This window comes from Methylomonas paludis, assembly GCF_018734325.1.
In the GTDB taxonomy this organism is placed as follows: Bacteria; Pseudomonadota; Gammaproteobacteria; order Methylococcales; family Methylomonadaceae; genus Methylomonas; species Methylomonas paludis.
In genome coordinates, this window is the sequence record NZ_CP073754.1 from 1,604,039 (window position 1) to 1,622,093 (window position 18,055).

Below are 18,055 nucleotides of genomic sequence, written 5' to 3' on the forward strand. Positions count from 1 at the left end.
CATCATTCTAAGCTAGTGATTGTTTATAAAGGATGATGTAGCGTTACGCTGAGTAATTCTTTAGTTTAAATGTTAAATCTGCAGAAGGCTTTAGTGATGCCCAAAATACCTCAATCTTCAAACCGTAAAGTTTCGGATCAATTTTTCCAATTGAAACCGTTGGTGGCCGGCATCCGGATTGTGGTGGTGGGTGGTCTGTTTGTTAGTTCACCCACACCGGTACGCGCCGAATTGCCGGTAGCCGGCGCTACCTTGCCGGATGGTACCGCATTGCCCTGGGTGGGTTACGGCGATGCCAGCAACCATTTGGCTAATAACGGCCATAATTTGGTGATTGATCAGCATTCCGAAAAAGCCATTTTAAACTGGCAGCATTTTAACGTCGGTAAAGACAATACCGTGCAGTTTGTGCAGCCGGACGGCAGTGCCGTGGCGCTGAACCGGATTTACGATGCCAATGGCAGCACCATTTTGGGCCATATTACCGCCAACGGTCAGATTTATCTGTATAACCAGAACGGTTTCGTGTTTGAGAAAGGCGCGGTCATCGATGCCAATAGTGTGGTGGTCAGCACCATGAATGTCAGCGATGATGTGTTCAAGAACAGCAATATAGTCGATGCCTATAACAGCAAAGGTGTGGCGGCTTTTGATCAGGCTAATAATGCCGATCCCAGTCAAACGCCCGGCAATGTTAATATTAACAAGGGTGCGCAAATCAAAGCCGCTGACGGTGGCCGCATTATTGTCGCCGGTGCCAATGTCCAAAATAACGGTAGCTTGTCTGCCGGGGTGCAAGGCCAGATTTTGCTGGTCGCCAGTCAGGATAAAGTCTATTTACAGGCCAATAATCCGGCTGGCGGTTCGGCCTGGAACGGCTTATTGGTCGAGGTGGGCACTGGCGGTAAAGTCACTAATGCCGGCGATGTGGCTGTGCGCCAGGGTAATGTCACGCTGGCCGGTTTTGCCGTCAATCAGGATGGCCGGGTTAATGCCACCACCTCAGTTAATGTCAACGGTTCTATCCGCCTCCAGGCGGCTCAGGGTCTTACCAACGGTACCAACAAGTCGCTAGATGGTGTGACGACTGCGATTGCGCCGGCTGCCACCATAGACAGTAATAATAAGGCCTCCAGTGTTGAGTTTGGTGCTGGCAGCCAGACCCAGATAAATGCCGATAGCGCTGGCGGCTCCTCCCTGGATTCAGCCGTCAAGCCGCAGTCCGCTATTGAGATTGTCAGCAATACTGTGGCGCTGAATGGCAATGCCGCGATTACTGCGCCGGGTGCCAAGGTCAGCATTACCGCTACTGATGATTTGGTGGATCCGACTCAGGGTCACAGTGGCCGGATTTTTATGGACAGCAAAGCCAGTATTGATGTGTCCGGCCTCAAGGATGTGAAAGTGGCCGCCAACCGCAATATCGCCGAAATTTCGGTAGAAAGTTATGAGTTGCGCAATTCACCCTTACAGTTGACCGGTGTTTTGAAAGGCGCCAACGTCTGGGTGGATACCAGTGTTAATACCAGTATCATCGATACCAGCAAGGCAGCCGCCAATATCCAGCGCAGTATCTATGAGCGCATGACCGTCGGCGGTCAGATTGACATGACTTCTAGTGGTGATGTGTTGGTCGATAATAACGCCAAACTGTCGATAACCGGCGGTTCTGTGGATTATCAGGCCGGTTATGTGCATACCACCAAACTGATTAACGATTTCGGCCAATTGGTGGATATCAGTGCCGCCGATCCCAATCAGCATTATGCCGGCATCTATGGTCAGATTACCGAAGCCCATACCAAATGGGGTGTGACCCAAACCTGGAATGTATTTGATCAGGCTGCGCCGGGTACTTATCGAACCGCCTATACTCAGGGCGCCAATGCCGGTGCGGTGAATATCACTACTTCAGCCTTGTCCTGGAATGGTGAGCTGGCGGCAGGTGCCAACAGTGGAGCCAATCAGCGCACGCTGGCCAATACCCCCAATGGCGGCAGTTTTAATATTGATTTGGCCACCCTTAATTCTGTACAAAATGTGCAGTTTCAGACTGCCCAAAATTTTGTCGATTTTACCCCGACCAGTGCTTTCCCTAAAAACGCCAATACCGGTAAACCAAATGATTTGATATTGGATGCCGGTTTATTGAATGGTTCCGGCGTGCAAAGCGTCTCAGTTAAAACGACAACTAATGTGCTGGTTACCGCTGATGATAAGATTAATATGCAAGCCGGTGGTCAATTAAGCGTATCGGCCAATAATATCAACATCAACGGCAGTATTCATGCTGCCGGGGGTGCGGTTAATTTAACCACGATTACTGGTGATATCACGCTGAGCAAACAAGCGGTAGTTGATGTGTCCGGGCGCTGGATCAATGATCAGCAGGCGGTATTGCAACAGCCTGGCTTGGTGCCGACAGCACCCTTATATACCCAGGGCGGTTCGGTTAATTTTAATGCTTATGATGTGGTTAAACTGCCATCCGGCGCTCAAATTAAAGCCGATGGCGGCGGCTGGGTCTCGGCTGTAGGGGCTTTGACTGGCGGCGCCGGCGGCAGCATAGATTTGGAAAGTGCCTCGAATAATGGCGGTATCATGCAATTGGCCGGTGGATTATCGGCGTATGGTATGAATCAGGGTGGTACCTTGACTCTGGGTAGCAATAATATGGTGATCGGCACGGCCGGCACCGGCGATCCCGCCACAGCTTTAGTATTAGGTGTCAGCCACAACAATTTTGATTTTGCCCAGCAACTGGGATTCAGCACTATCAATTTGAAGGGCAATATTGGTAGTAATACTGGCAATATTAGCGTTAAAAGTGATGCGAAGCTGAATTTAAAAACTGAAAATTTATTATTACACAGTAATTTTCACAGCATGGCTACCGGCAGTTCCATCCGTGATTTCAGCAGTGTGGTGTTACTACCGGAAAATCAGCGTCAGGCCGTGAAACTGAGTTTAACCGGCGGTGATTCTGCCTTAAATATCGCCCAGGGCAGTTCCATTGTTTTGGATAAAAGCACGCTCAATAATGCCTCTACCCTGAATTTGACCAGCCAGGGCAGTATTTTTGTCGATGGCACTCTAAATGCAGCCGGCGGCCAGATTAATCTGACCATCAATCCCGATATGTCGCTGGCTTATGATCCCACTCAAGCGGTTTGGTTAGGTCAACACGCCAAACTGCTGGCCACCGGCGATACCCGACTGAATCCGGCTGATGGTTTGGGTCGGCAAACCGGTGTGGTGCTGAATGGCGGCGCCATCAATATTAACGTCCAGCGCGGGTATGCGGTGCTGGAAACAGGTTCGCTACTGGATGTATCCGGTACCCATGCTCAAGTGGCCATCCCCCAGCAGACCGCTACTGGCTATAATGCCGGCACTAATCTCACTGATGTCGGTTCAAATGCCGGTAAAGTTTCGATTACCGCCGCAGAAGGTGCGGTACTGGATGGCACTTTTAAAGCCTTTGCCGGATCGGCGACTACTCAGGCCGGTAGTTTGACCGTGACTATGAATAATTTTAACCGTAATATAAGTGACACGGCGTCCATAGCCGACACTTTCTCCTATGGATCCCTCACCATTAATGTTGAACAGGATGCTGGCCGGGTGCTGGCGAATGGAACTGCTTTTGGCAGCAATCTCGATCAACTTAATTTGCAAGGTAAGGCCACGCTTAGCACCAACACCATTATGGCCGGCGGTTTTGCCGATGTCAGCTTGGTAGTGCCATCCAATACCTCTACCTCAACAGGCCAGGTAAATGGACAGGTCAATTTTATCGGTAACGTGGATTTAAATGCGACCGGCCATATCACTATCGATAGCCCGATTATTAATTCGCTGCCCTTGGCCGGGGAAACCAGCGATACCGTGAAGTTGACCAGTCCATATATTACTCTGGGTTCGTCTACTACCCGCAGTGTCAGCAGCACCGCCACCACCGGCAACGGTGTGTTTGAGTCTGATGCAATTTGGACCCAACTGCAAGGTGCTTCACAGTGGAACGGCTTTAGCAATATCAGTTTGAATAGCGCTCATGATTTAAGAACCTTAGGCGTATCACTACTCACTGACCGCGATTTTCTTGGCGAAATGGTCACTGCCGCCACTATTAATCTGCAGGCCAGTCAGATTTATCCCGCCACACTGACTGATTTTACCTTTCAAACTACTGGCGCCAACCAGCAAATTAATATCACTGGCAGCAATACCGATACCTCACCCTTGTCAGCTGGCGGCAGTATCACCTTCCAGGCCCCGATCATCAATCAAAGCGGCGTGATTAAAGCCCCGCTGGGCACGATTAATCTGCAGGCCAGCCAAAAGCTGACCTTGGGGGCCAACAGCCTGACGTCGGTTTCTGCCGCCGGACTAGTGATTCCGTTTGGGGTGGTACAAGGTGGACTGGACTGGTTGTATCCGCTGGATAACGGCCAGAACTTGATTATTGCCACGCCACCGACCAAACAAGTTAACTTGAGTGCGCCGGTTATCGACCAGGTCAAAGGCAGTACCGTTGATTTATCCGGTGGTGGGGATTTGCTCAGTTCCGAATTTAAACCGGTAACCAGCGATTTTCCGGATTTTCTGAAGCCCGGCAGCAGTTCTTACGACGGCAGTTTTGCTGTGATTCCTTCTCTGGGCTCGGCTTTGGCGCCGTATGATCCGGCTACCATGCTCACTTGGAATAATGCCGCCACCGGTACTGCTTATGCCGAGGGCAGTCAGGTTTATTTGCAGGGCAGTGCGGACTTGCCGGCTGGACAATATACTATTTTACCGGCGTATTATGCCTTATTGCCCGGTGCTTACCTGATCACGCCGCAAGCCAATTCTCAAGATCGCAGTGTCACCACCTACAGTACCAGTGGTTTGCCAATAGTCTCCGGTTATGAGACCCTGGCCGGCACTGCGGTTAAGGATGCCCGCACCAGCGCTTTTCAGGTAGAAACCTCGGCCCAGCTGTTGCTTAACCATCCGCAGTATGATTTGTATTGTGCCGGTAGTTGCAGCACTACGCTGACCAGCCAGGAAACGGCGCTGAAAGCGGCTAATCAGGGGGTTTTGGCCGCCAATATTGCCTCCGGCCTGGATTATCTGACCAGCAAAACCCTGCTGACCCAAAATTTCTATGCCGCCAAAGCCAAGACCAATAGCGCAGCCACACCTTTGCTGCCGGTCGATAGCGGCCAGATTACCATCGCCGCTCAACAGGGGCTGACCCTGGATGGCGCTATTAATGTCGCAGCTCCAGGTGGCCGCGGCGCAAGTATGGATATTGCTGCCGATAATATTGAAGTGGTAAGCAGTTTAAGCGCGACACCGGCCCCCGATACCTTGCAAATTCTGGACAGTAACCTGAATAATCTCAAGGTGGATAGTTTATTCCTGGGTGGCACCCGCACCACTAATGAAGATAGCTTTACTTTAATCGCTCCGGCCAGCTCCGGCAGCACCAGCTTGACCTTGGTCAGTACCGTGGATTGGGCCGTGGGTGATGTGGTTAAAGGCACAGGTATTGCCGATGGTACGGTTATTAATAGTATTTCCGGTAATACGGTGACGCTGAGCAAGGCCATTACCACTGATCTCGGCACCGGTACCACCATTACCGATACCAATACCGCCTTGATCAATGGTGCTACCAATTTGGCGGTCACTGCCCAGCAGGTGATATTTGATAGTGGCGTCAATTTAAAATTGACCGATCTGGTGGCGGCGGCCACCGATAAAGTGGTGGTCAACAGCGGCACCAATTTAACCGCCAGCGGCACTGTTAATACCGGTGAATCCAAGTTCAATTTGCTGGGCGATAGCGCCTTGCTTAGATTGTCTGCCGACCAGCAGTTGGCGGTGAACCGGGTTTATTACGGCACCACGCCCGGCCAGAGCGGCCAGTTGGCAGTTGATAAAAACGCTACTTTAAGCGCCACCAAATCCATGTTGCTGGACAGTTCCTTATCGACTCAGGTTGACGGTAATATCGTCATGCATGGCGGTTCGCTGTACCTAAGCGCCGGTAATATCAATATCGGTGATGTCGGTAGCGGTGCTGCCCTGCAGAATGCACTGAATTTAAGTAATCAGCAATTAGCCGGCCTGAATGTCGATCAGCTGATTTTAAACAGTCGGGGTAATGTCAGCTTTTACGGTAATGTCGGCGCAGAAGATAGTAGTGGTAACCAGATACTGGGCAGTGACGGCTCTCAGCTGCCGCTGAATTTTAATCAACTGGTGATTAATGCCGGCGGTATTTCCGGTTACACCACTAGTTCCACTACGCCTCAAGCTGTTAAGTTCAAAGCCAGCAGCCTGACTCTGGAAAACCTGAACAATGCAGGGGCTGGCAGTGCAGGAACCGGAAACGGTACCTTGGATTTGACGGCCACTAATTACATTCAAGGACCTGGCAATATGGCTATTAACGGTTTTAATAGCGTTAATCTGACTGTAACTAACAGCTTTACTGCCAGTGGTACCAGCAATTTGACGTTGGCCGGCGATACCACACTGACTACCGGCTATCTGACTGCAAATTCCGGTGCCAAATTAAGCCTGGATGCCAGCGGTCATACCCTGAATGTCAATGGTAACGGTGCCGCGAGTTCAGCAACACCTGCCGGTTTGGGTGGTACCATGAGTTTTGTCGCCGATAGCGTTGGCTTTAATGCCTATGCTTTATTGCCGTCCGGCAATCTGACTCTGCAGGCTAAAGGCAGCACCGGCAATGTCAGTATCGGTTCGTCTGCTAATATCGATTTGGCCGGTCGGGCGGTGGCTTATGCCAATACCGTGGACTATACCCCTGGCGGGCAGTTAAGCGCTACGGCTGATCATGGCAATGTTACTGTAGCGGGTAACGCCAAGGTGGATTTGAGTAGTGGTGGCGGTACGGCAGCCGCCGGTAATTTACTGCTCAATGCAGTTGAACAATCGGTCAGCATTGCCGACACTGCTTCTATTAAAGCATCTGGGGGCAGCGCTCAGTTTGATGTGGCCACCTTTAGTAGCGATTCCAGCTTTGATAAATTAATGACGGTGCTGAAAAACGCCGGTATCAATAATATTATCGATTTCCGGAGCCGCGCTGCCGATATTAATTCCACCACGGATATTAATGCCAAAGCGGTCACCTTGGTCGCGGATCATAATAAAATTGAAATCAGTGGCAAAATCAATGCCAATGGTGTTAGCGGTGCTTATCAGACCACGGCCGTCAATGCCGCCAATGTGCTGACTTTGGCCGATACCCGCGGTCTGCATGTGGGTGATTATTTAAGCGGCCCTGGCTTGGCGGCCAATACCGTGATTACTAAAATATCCGGTAATGATGTCAGCTTGAGTACCACACCCAACTCGGCAATTGCGGCTGGAGCTACTATTACCGATATTTCCGCGCTGGGCAATACTCATACCATTACCGGTATTAGTCAAACGGCACCGAATTCTTTGACGCTGGATAATACCACTGGCCTGAAGGTTGGCGAATATTTGTTAGGTGCAGGTCTGGCGGCCAATACCACGATCACCGGTATTTCCGGCAATACTATCACTTTAAGCTCCCTACCTAGTGCTGATCTCAGCACCGGCACCGCAGTGATTACCGTCGATAGCAGCCGGGTGGGCGATATTAACGGCGGTAGTATTAAGCTTTATGCCGGCGACACCATCACTTTGGATAAAGGCAGCAATTTGACCGCCACTAGTGTCTGGGGTAAAGGTGGCGAAGTTTTATTATCCTCATTAGCCGCGTCGAGTACCACTGGAGCCATCGTGCTGAATAGTGGCGCTGTGGTCGATGTCAGCGGTGTTAATGCTGCTCAAGGCGGTAGTGTGACCCTGCGTGCGCTGCAGGATGGCAACAGTATTAATATTCATACTCTGAATGCCACCCTGACCGGCTATACTGCCCTTAATGCCGAAGCGGTCAAGGTGTATACCAATGCCGATTTCAATACCAGTCCGGGTGCGGACGGCACGATAGATGCCTCGCTGATTGCCGCGATTCAGGCGGCCACCCAGACTTTTATGGCTAATGCCGATATTTCTGCATTGACCGCTCAAAACGCCGCACTTACTTTGCTGCCTGGGGTGGAAATTGATTACACCGGTAATTTGACTCTGGCCGATTTATGGGATTTATCCACCTGGCGCTATAACGGTAATCCTGGCGATCTGGTGATACGCGCCAGTAATTCCCTGACCTTTAATAACTCGCTGTCCGATGGCTTTACCTCGGGTAATTTCATCAATGCCGATGGCTCTAGCGGCACCATGACCGTGACTGACCAGTTAATGCGCGATCAATCCTGGTCGTTTACTTTGTCGGCCGGCGCCGATCTGGCAAGCGCCGATATTAATCGGGTGTCCGGCACCAGCAATAATGTCACCATCGGTAATGCCGACAATGTAGCAGACGGCGGCGGCCAAATTCAAGTTAGAACCGGCACCGGTAATATCCATATCAACGCCGGCGGTGATATCAATATTATGGGCAATGGTACGGTTTATAGTGCCGGCCAGGCTAGCACCTCCAATCCTTATGGTCATTTGACCGATAGCCAGGTCAGCAAGTATTTCTTTGTCGAATATCCGATTAATGGCGGTAATCTGGATTTGGCGGCAGGCGGCAATATTAATGGCGCTTATAGCGGTACCACTTATAACGACTGGTTGCTGCGTATTTGTTGCGACAGTTCGGCCCTGCATAAAAATCCGGCTATTTTTATCCCTACCGCCTGGGGTGTGGCGCTGGGTTATACAAATTCAAGCAATCAACTGGTTAATAGCAACAATGCCCCGGCTTTTACCCAGAATATCGGTTCTTTTGGTGGTGGTAATGTTAGTATCAAAGCCTCGGGCAATATTCAAAACTTGGAAGTGGCCATGCCGACCACCGGTAAACCGGTGGGCGCGACCACAACAAAACCAACTTCTGTTCTGGCCAGTTTTACCAGCAATGTGATTGATATTGAGGGTGGCGGCACTTTACAGGTTAGTGCCGGCGGCGATATTCAGGGCGGCAGTTATTACCTTGGTAAAGGCATAGCCGATATTAATGCCGGTGGTGCGGTGACGGTCAGCAGCGCTTGGACCAGTGGCCCGCAGTTATATTCCGGTGATACTCAGTTTAATGTCAATGCCGTGACTGGTGTGCAACTGGCTGGAGTCGCCGATCCGATGATGAATGGTGTTTCACATCTGCAAGCCAATATCCGTGATTTGCAAAAAGCCGTTAATTTCTTTAGTTATACTGATGCTAGCGCCTTGTCCCTGCGTTCACTGGCTGGTGATATCATTCTGACAGGTGGTAGCGATTTAGCCAATGTGTTCCCGGCCTCGTTGCAGGTCAGCGCATTCGGCGGCAGTTTGGTGTTGAACAATAATATCAATTTGTTTCCCTCATCCACCGCTAAGCTGAATGTTTATGCCCAACAGAATATCACTTCAGCGAATTCCGTAAATCCGGCAACTTTACGGATGCTGGATTATGCGCCTAATGCCACTGCCGGAGCTTTGCCCACAGCTTATGCCCCAAATCTCGTCGTCAAAGATATTACCATTCATGCGGTTGATGCATCCAATATGCCGCTGCACATCGATGATTTACTGCCGGCTGTGATTGCCACTCAGTCGGGTGATATCCACGATATTGGTTTCAATATACCGAAATTGACTATCATCAAAGCCGGGCGTGACATCAGCAATGCCAATATCAGTATTCAGAATATCCATAACAGCGATGTGTCGATTGTCGATGCCGGACGCGATTTGATTTATCCGCTGCAATTATCGCCAAATACCGGCAAAATTATCAGCTTGGGGGTGCCGCCGCAAATTTCGGTGGCCGGGCCGGGAGATTTACTGTTAAAAGCTGGGCGTAATGTAGACTTGGGCGCGGCGGCCGGGGTGTTTACCATCGGTGATCGCAACGTGTATAACGCCAGTGGTGCTGCGGAAACCAATAGTGCCTTGATCAGGCCATATTACGTCAGTGCCGCTACCCAGGGCAGCAATGCCAAACAATTGACCCTGGCCAATACCAAAGGCCTGGTGGTGGGTGAACAATTAATCGGTACCGGGTTAGCCGGCAATACTCTGATTACCGCTATCAATGGTAATACTGTGACTTTAAGTGCCGCACCCAGCCAGACCCTGGCCGCCGGTACTGTGTTTTCAACTGCCGATACCAGCGCCAATGTGTTTACCCAGGCGGCAGCCTCAACTAATTCCTATCAGTTAAAACTGCTTGATGCCAGCGGCTTGCTGGTGGGTGAGCATTTGACCGGTACTGGTTTGGCCGACAACACCATTATTACCGCTATCTCCGGTAATACCGTGACCCTGAACGAAAAGCCCTTGCAAGCGCTTGCTGCCGGGGCGTTGTTGACCCAAACCACTAAAGATGCGCCAGGTGCTTATGTGGCCGATATCAATAACGGCGCCAATATTACGGTATTGGCCGGCTTACAGGGCACTACACCAAGCTATTCGGACTTTATTAACAGTGAAACCAAGCTGAAAGACTATATCGCTTTCCTGCAAAAAAACGAGCAGCAATTACAGTCCAATGGTTCCGCTCAGGCCTTGCTTGATATTTATACTAAAGCGATCAGCCAGTTCCAGGCCTTACTGCCGGTATTTGATACCAGCAATCAGGCAGCCACTGCTTTGATCGTGAATTTTATGCAGCAGCAAGCCGGCTATGTCTATACTACCGATGCTCAAGCGCTGACTGATTTTAAAGCCTTGCCGGTTGATCAAACCCTGGCATTGCAAGGCCAGCTTAACGATTTGCTGTTGCCTGTGCTGCTCAGTGAAATCAGAATCAACGGTGGTGCCTCGGCTTCCGATAAAGCTTTTGGTAATGATCAGGCCTATGCGGCGCTGGATGCTTTCTTTAATCGCAGTACCGGTAGCTGGCTGGGGGATATCAATATGTACTTCAGTACCCTGCAAACCCAGAGCGGCGGCGATATCAATCTGCTGGCACCGGGTGGCCTGGTCAATGCCGGTTTGGCGGTGGCGGTGGGTTTTGATACGCCTAAAGCAGCCAGCCAACTGGGTATCATCGCCCAAGGCCAGGGCGCAGTTAATGCTTTAGTGGGCCAAGACTTCCTGGTCAATACTTCCCGGGTGTTTACCCTGGATGGTGGCGATATTCTGCTCTGGTCTTCACATGGCAATATCGATGCCGGTAAAGGCGCTAAATCCGCCTTGTCCATCCCACCTTTGTCAGCCTCTTACATTGACGGTAATCTGGTCTATACCCAGGCGCCTAGTGTTTCCGGCAGTGGGATTAGGACTCAGGGTCTGGTGCCGGGTAACGTTTATCTGTTTGCGCCGCAAGGGGTGGTTAACGCGGCTGAAGCGGGTATCGCCGGTAAGAACGTCACCATTTCCGCCACCGCGGTATTGGGTGCGCAGAATATTTCCTTCAGCGGTGTCAGCACCGGGGTACCACAAGCCTCTACCGGCAGTTTGGCCGCCGGTTTGACCGGCAGCAGCAACTTGGGTGCTAGCGTCAGTCAAATTGCCCAATCCGCGGTTGAGGATGACTCCAAAGGTAAAAATAGCTCTATGAAAAACTCGGTACTGGGCTTGTTAAGCGTGGAATTGTTGGGCTTTGGCGATTAAGCGTTAACCCGCTTCATACCGTAGGGTGGATTTGCCGCAGGCAATCCACCAAGGCTGTGCAGGGTAAACATAGCCTGCATCATCGCGACCCGTAGCCTCGATGCAACGCAGTGAAATCGAGGATCATCGCAGCCGATAGACCTAAACACCCGATAAGATACTTCGCAGGTACCCGTACCTGGTGTTAGCCATGTAGGGTGGATTTGCCGCAGGCAATCCACCAAGGCTGTGCAGGGTAAACATAGCCTGCATCATCGCGACCCGTAGCCTCGATGCAACGCAGTGAAATCGAGGATCATCGCAGCCGATAGACCTAAACACGCGATAAGATACTTCGCAGGTACCTGGTGTTAGCCATGTAGGGTGGATTTGCCGCAGGCAATCCACCAAGGCTGTGCAGGGTAACCCCCCGCGTCAGACTAGTTGTCGTCTCAAATTTTTAAAGCCAATAAAATTTGAGATTAGAGATGAAAACATATACAAGGTATTCTGAAGACTTCAAAGAGCAAGCTCTGAGAAAAGTTTACAACCGTGGAAACGACCAATCGATTCAGGATATTGCGAAGGACTTGAACGTTTGCTGGCAAACCCTAAAAACATGGATGAAAAAAGCTAAATTGCATAACTCCCGAGATCTACCGTCGAAATCGAAACGCCCTGATGATTGGCGTCCTGAAGAACGTCTCTCAGCGTTACAGAAATCTTATGGCTTGAACGGGGAAGACTTGAATGCCTGGTGCCGTGAACAAGGGTTATTCGTTCATCAGCTTGAGCAGTGGAAAGCTGAATTCTGTCGTCAGGGTGGCGTATCTGAAAAAGGTGAAGTGCATACCCTAAAAGCGGAAATTCATACCCTGGAGCGAGAGTTGTTACGCAAAGACAAAGCCTTAGCAGAAGCCGCCGCGCTGTTGGTTCTGCAAAAAAAGTTCCGAGCGCTCTTGGGGGGAGAGGTCGAATGATGCCCACGAAGAGCGCAAGCAAGTAATTGTTTTACTGAATGAATCGATAATAGCGGGTGCGCGGCAAGCCCAAGCTTGTGAAGTGCTGGGTTTAAGCGAACGCACCTTGCAGCGCTGGCAGACCGGTGAGACCGTTCATTGTGATCAACGTCCATTATTACGTGAATATCAACCGCCGCATAAGCTTACCGTCATGGAGCGAGCCGAGGTGTTGGCTGTTGCCAATTCCGATGAATTTGGGCATCTGCCGCCGAGTCAGATCGTACCTCGGCTGGCCGATCAAGGCCGCTATCTGGCTTCTGAATCGACATTCTATCGCGTACTGCGAGCAGCAGAAAACCAATTGGCACACCGTCGCAGTGAACGCCCTGCTCAATCCCGCACTAAACCGCGTGCCCTCTGTGCCACCGTACCTAACCAACTTTATAGCTGGGATATTACCTATCTGCCATCAGCAATCCGTGGACAGTTTTTCTATCTTTACCTGTTTGTGGATATTTTCAGCCGAAAGATCGTGGGTTGGCAGGTGTTTGAAGAGGAAAGCAGTACCTTGGCAGGCGAATTGTTACGTGACCTGTGCCATCGTGAGGGGATACAGCCCAAACAGCTGATACTGCACTCTGATAACGGTAGCCCCATGAAAGGCTACCATGCTGGCAACCTTGCAACAACTCGGTGTCATGCCCTCGTTAAGTCGGCCTTCGGTTAGCAACGACAATCCTTACTCAGAATCGCTCTTTAAGACCTTAAAATACCGGCCAAACTATCCGTTAAAGCCGTTTGCAAAGGTGACGGGATGCTCGTGACTGGGTAACGAGACTGGTGGAATGGTACAACCACGAGCATCGCCACAGCGCCATCCGGTTTGTCACGCCAGCGCAACGCCATGAAGGCTTAGATCAAGGCCTACTGGTTAAGCGTAAAGCCGTTTATGAGGCTGCCCGTGATCGAAACCCGAAGCGATGGACTGGTAACACGCGGAATTGGGATTGCATCCAAGCAGTCCACCTTAATCCTGATAAGCCAGTGACTAACAGTAAACCTAATACAGAGGAGACAACTCAGAACAAAAATGCCGCTTAAGATTTAAACGTCGAGGCGACAACTACATTGACAATTTCCGGTAAACATAGCCTGCATCATCGCGACCCGTAGCCTCGATGCAACGCAGTGGAATCGAGGATCATCGCAGCCGATAGACCTAAACACGCGATAAGATACTTCGCAGGTACCTGGTGTTAGCCATGTAGGGTGGATTTGCCGCAGGCAATCCACCAAGGCTGTGCAGGGTAAACCATAGCCTGCATCATCGCGACCCGTAGCCTCGATGCAACGCAGTGGAATCGAGGATCATCGCAGCCGATAGACCTAAACACGCGATAAGATACTTCGCAGGTACCTGGTGTTAGCCATGTAGGGTGGATTTGCCGCAGGCAATCCACCAAGGCTGTGCAGGGTAAACATAGCCTGCATCATCGCGACCCGTAGCCTCGATGCAACGCAGTGAAATCGAGGATCATCGCAGCCGATAGACCTAAACACGCGATAAGATACTTCGCAGGTACCTGGTGTTAGCCATGTAGGGTGGATTTGCCGCAGGCAATCCACCAAGGCTGTGCAGGGTAAACATAGCCTGCATCATCGCGACCCGTAGCCTCGATGCAACGCAGTGAAATCGAGGATCATCGCAGCCGATAGACCTAAACACCCGATAAGATACTTCGCAGGTACCTGGTGTTAGCCATGTAGGGTGGATTTGCCGCAGGCAATCCACCAAGGCTGTGCAGGGTAAACATAGCCTGCATCATCGCGACCCGTAGCCTCGATGCAACGCAGTGAAATCGAGGATCATCGCAGCCGATAGACCTAAACACCCGATAAGATACTTCGCAGGTACCTGGTGTTAGCCATGTAGGGTGGATTCGCCGCAGGCAATCCACCCAGGCTGTGCAGGGTAAACCATAGCCTGCATCATCGCGACCCGTAGCCTCGATGCAACGCAGTGGAATCGAGGATCATCGCAGCCGATAGACCTAAACACGCGATAAGATACTTCGCAGGTACCTGGTGTTAGCCATGTAGGGTGGATTCGCCGCAGGCAATCCACCAAGGCTGTGCAGGGTAAACCATAGCCTGCATCATCGCGACCCGTAGCCTCGATGCAACGCAGTGGAATCGAGGATCATCGCAGCCGATAGACCTAAACACGCGATAAGATACTTCGCAGGTACCTGGTGTTAGCCATGTAGGGTGGCTTCGCCGTCAGGCAAGCCACCAAAACTTCGCGGGTATTTGGCCGAAATTACTCTGCGTAGAACTGGCGGTAATAGGCGATAGCCGTATTGCGACGTACCAAACGCCAGGCAGATGTTCGCTATCACCAAGCACTATTAGCCCGAAACCATCCAGATTTCAACTCTGTTCAGCAATTACGGCCATAAGTTCCCAATAATCCCGCCAATTTACGCAAAATCTGCGCTTCGTAATATTACTGTAAAGAACCATTGCGATAATTTGCCTAGATATTTTGATTTTTGAGAGAAAAGATGAAACGGATCGTTTGTTTATTGGCCGCACTGTTAATGATGCCTACCTTAGCGCAAGCCTGGTGGAATGATGACTGGGGTTACCGCAAGAAAATTACCATCGATGTACAAAAATTGCAGCAGGATGCCGTGAAAATACCGGGCGATGCGCTGGCATTGGTGCGCTTGCATACCGGTAATTTTACTTATTTCACAGATTTGGGTGAAAAAGGCAAAGACCTGCGTTTTATGAGTGTAGACGATAAAACGCCGTTGAAGTTTTACATTGAGAAAATCGATACTGTTAATGAAATGGCGCTGATTTGGGTGAAATTGCCCAAAGATCTGGCCACTGAAGCTGAGCCGGCGTTCTGGATGTATTACGGTAATCCCAAAGCAGTAGATGCTTCCGAACCGGCTGCCATTTATGAAGTTGGCCAAATGCTGGATTATCATTTTTCAGAAGGTCCGGTCAAGGATGCCACGGCTTACGCCAATCAACCGTCGGCTGTGACCAGTACCACGGTACCGGGTGGCGCGGTAGGTGATGCTGCTGGTTTTGACGGCACGCAATCCATCCGGGTAGCCAGTAGCCCCTCAATAGATCTGCAAACTTCAGTCGGCTGGACTTTATCAGTCTGGGTCAAAATTGATCAACCGCAAAGTGATGCGGTGATTTTTCAACGTGACAAGCTAACTTTGTCCGTTAGAGGTCAAGCCCCGGTATTAGTAGTCGGCGGTAAGGAACTGGTCAGCCCAGTGAGCCTGAATCTGGCCGGTTGGCAAAATCTGGCGGTTACTGCGGCCAGTAATGGTTTTACCCTGTCTCTGGATGGCAAGGCAATTGGCATTCTGCCTGCCGATGTTTCGGTACTGGATGGCGACATTGCTATCGGTGCTGCTCTGGACGGCAGCCACGGCTTTATCGGCGCTCTGGATGAATTGAGTCTGACTAAAGCCACGCTGGATGGTAATGCGCTGCAATTTGCCGCCTTGATGCAAGGCCAAAATACCGCGCCGGTCAATTACGGCGAAGATTTAACCCCAGACAGCGAAGAGGGCGGTGAATCTTATTTTGTCTCGACGCTGAATAACGTGACTGTGGACGGCTGGGTAATCATCGGTATTCTGCTGGTGATGTTCCTGATCAGTTGGATAGTGATGATAGCCAAAGCGATGGTGTTGAGCCGGACTGCCAAGGAAAACAAAAAATTTGAAGAAGCTTTTAGTGCTTTGGGTAATCAGGATATCAGCAGCCTGGATCATGCTGATGAAGCAGATCAGGCCGATTATGATGCTTCACCGCTGTTGTTGTCTTTAACCGGTAATCATGCTGAATTTGCCGGCTCTTCCATCTACCGTGTTTACCATACAGGTGTCCAGGAGATGAATAAACGTTTGGGTAAAGGGGTTAACAGCGGTTATGACCAGGTGTTATCGGCTCAGGCTTTAAATGCAGTGAAGGCCTCTATGGATGGGGTGATGGTCAGGGAGTTGCAAAAACTCAATTCGCAAATGGTGTTGCTCACCATCGCCATCAGTGGTGGCCCCTTTTTGGGTTTGCTGGGTACTGTGGTGGGGGTAATGATTACTTTTGCGGCGATTGCGGTCAGCGGTGAAGTTAACGTCAATTCAATTGCGCCGGGTATTGCTGCGGCGCTGACGGCTACGGTGGCCGGTCTGGCAGTGGCGATTCCCGCGCTGTTTGGTTACAACTATTTGGGCAGCAAAATCAAGGTGATCTCTGCAGATATGCAGGTATTTGTCGATGAATTTGTCACCAAACTGGCTGAACAGCATAGCTGATTGCTAACCACTATCCACTTATAGAGAGTAACTAGAAAATATGAAAGTCCAGGAAGAAAATGCCGCGTACGACGAAATTAATGTTACGCCGATGCTGGATCTTGCCTATGTGTTGCTGGTGGTATTTATTCTGATGACCACTGCCGCAGTGCAGGGTATTCAGGTCAATCTGCCTAAAGCCAGCAATACCCCGAGTTTGGCTAAACCCCAGACCAAAGCCATTACCGTTACCGCTGAAGGTACCATTTTTCTGGATACTTTTCCGGTCACTATGGAGCAACTGGAATCAACTCTGCTGCAATATAAAGCCGCCAATCCAGAATTGCCGGTGGTGGTGAAAGGTGACGCCACGGTTCAATATCAAAGCGTTGTCGAGATTCTGGCTTTGCTGGGCAAGCTGGATATTACCCAAGTGGGTTTGGTCACGCAAAGCTTGGTGAAATAGTTTAACCATGAGCCAAAACAAACATTTCCGGGTTTATATCCCGAAAATTATTGCCGGTGTGCTGTCGATTCTGGCGATTTATGCGGTTTATACGGTGGTTCATATGTTTATGGACCATAAACCGGCCAAAAACGAGAAAAAAATTCAACCGATTACCTTGTTAAAACCGCCGCCACCGCCGCCACCGCCACCTAAGGTGGAAAAGCCGCCTGAGCCGGAAATCAAGGAAAAAATCAAAGAACCGGAGCCGGAACCCGAGCCGGAGCCGGAAACGCCGCCCGATGAAGCGCCGGCCCGCGATCTCGGTCTGGATGCCGAGGGGACTGCCGGTTCCGATGGCTTTGGTCTGGCTGCCCGTAAAGGCGGCACCGGTTTGTTCGGCGGTGGCAATCCTTATGCCTGGTACGGCGGACTGGTGAAAAATGACATTATGGGTTTGCTGTCCAATCACGATGAATTGCGGCGTAAAGGCTATACCGCCATCGTCAAGATCTGGGTGAAATCCGATGGCAGCGTGGAACGCTTTGAACTGAGCAAGGGCAGTAATGATGCGGATATAGACGAGCTTTTGAATAAATTACTGGAAAAGCTGAAAAAAGTCGCCGAGCCACCACCACCCGGTATGCAGCAACCGATTAAATTGAAAATTACATCACGTGTCTAAA

The 18,055-nt window shown here is 50.6% G+C and carries 4 protein-coding genes and 1 pseudogene; all 5 read left to right on the plus strand.

The features are described from left to right. Window positions 1-96: 96 nt before the first annotated feature. Window positions 97-11,655 carry a filamentous haemagglutinin family protein gene (locus tag KEF85_RS07370; RefSeq protein WP_215584573.1) on the plus strand — a complete coding sequence of 3,853 codons (11,559 nt, stop codon included), beginning with the start codon at window positions 97-99 and terminating at the stop codon, window positions 11,653-11,655. A gap of 467 nt (window positions 11,656-12,122) precedes the next feature. Further along, window positions 12,123-13,697, plus strand: a pseudogene (locus tag KEF85_RS16815) (IS3 family transposase). A 1,463-nt stretch (window positions 13,698-15,160) separates the two neighbouring features. After that, on the plus strand, window positions 15,161-16,945 hold the full coding sequence (locus KEF85_RS07385) for a DUF2341 domain-containing protein (RefSeq protein WP_215584577.1): 1,785 nt from the start codon (window positions 15,161-15,163) through the stop codon (window positions 16,943-16,945). Between the two features lie 40 nt (window positions 16,946-16,985). Further along, window positions 16,986-17,390 (plus strand): ExbD/TolR family protein, encoded by a 405-nt coding sequence (locus tag KEF85_RS07390; protein ID WP_215584579.1) that lies wholly within the window; start codon window positions 16,986-16,988, stop codon window positions 17,388-17,390. A gap of 7 nt (window positions 17,391-17,397) precedes the next feature. Next, entirely contained in the window at window positions 17,398-18,054 is a 657-nt protein-coding gene (locus tag KEF85_RS07395) for a TonB family protein (protein WP_215584581.1), read from the plus strand. Window position 18,055: the final 1 nt, after the last annotated feature.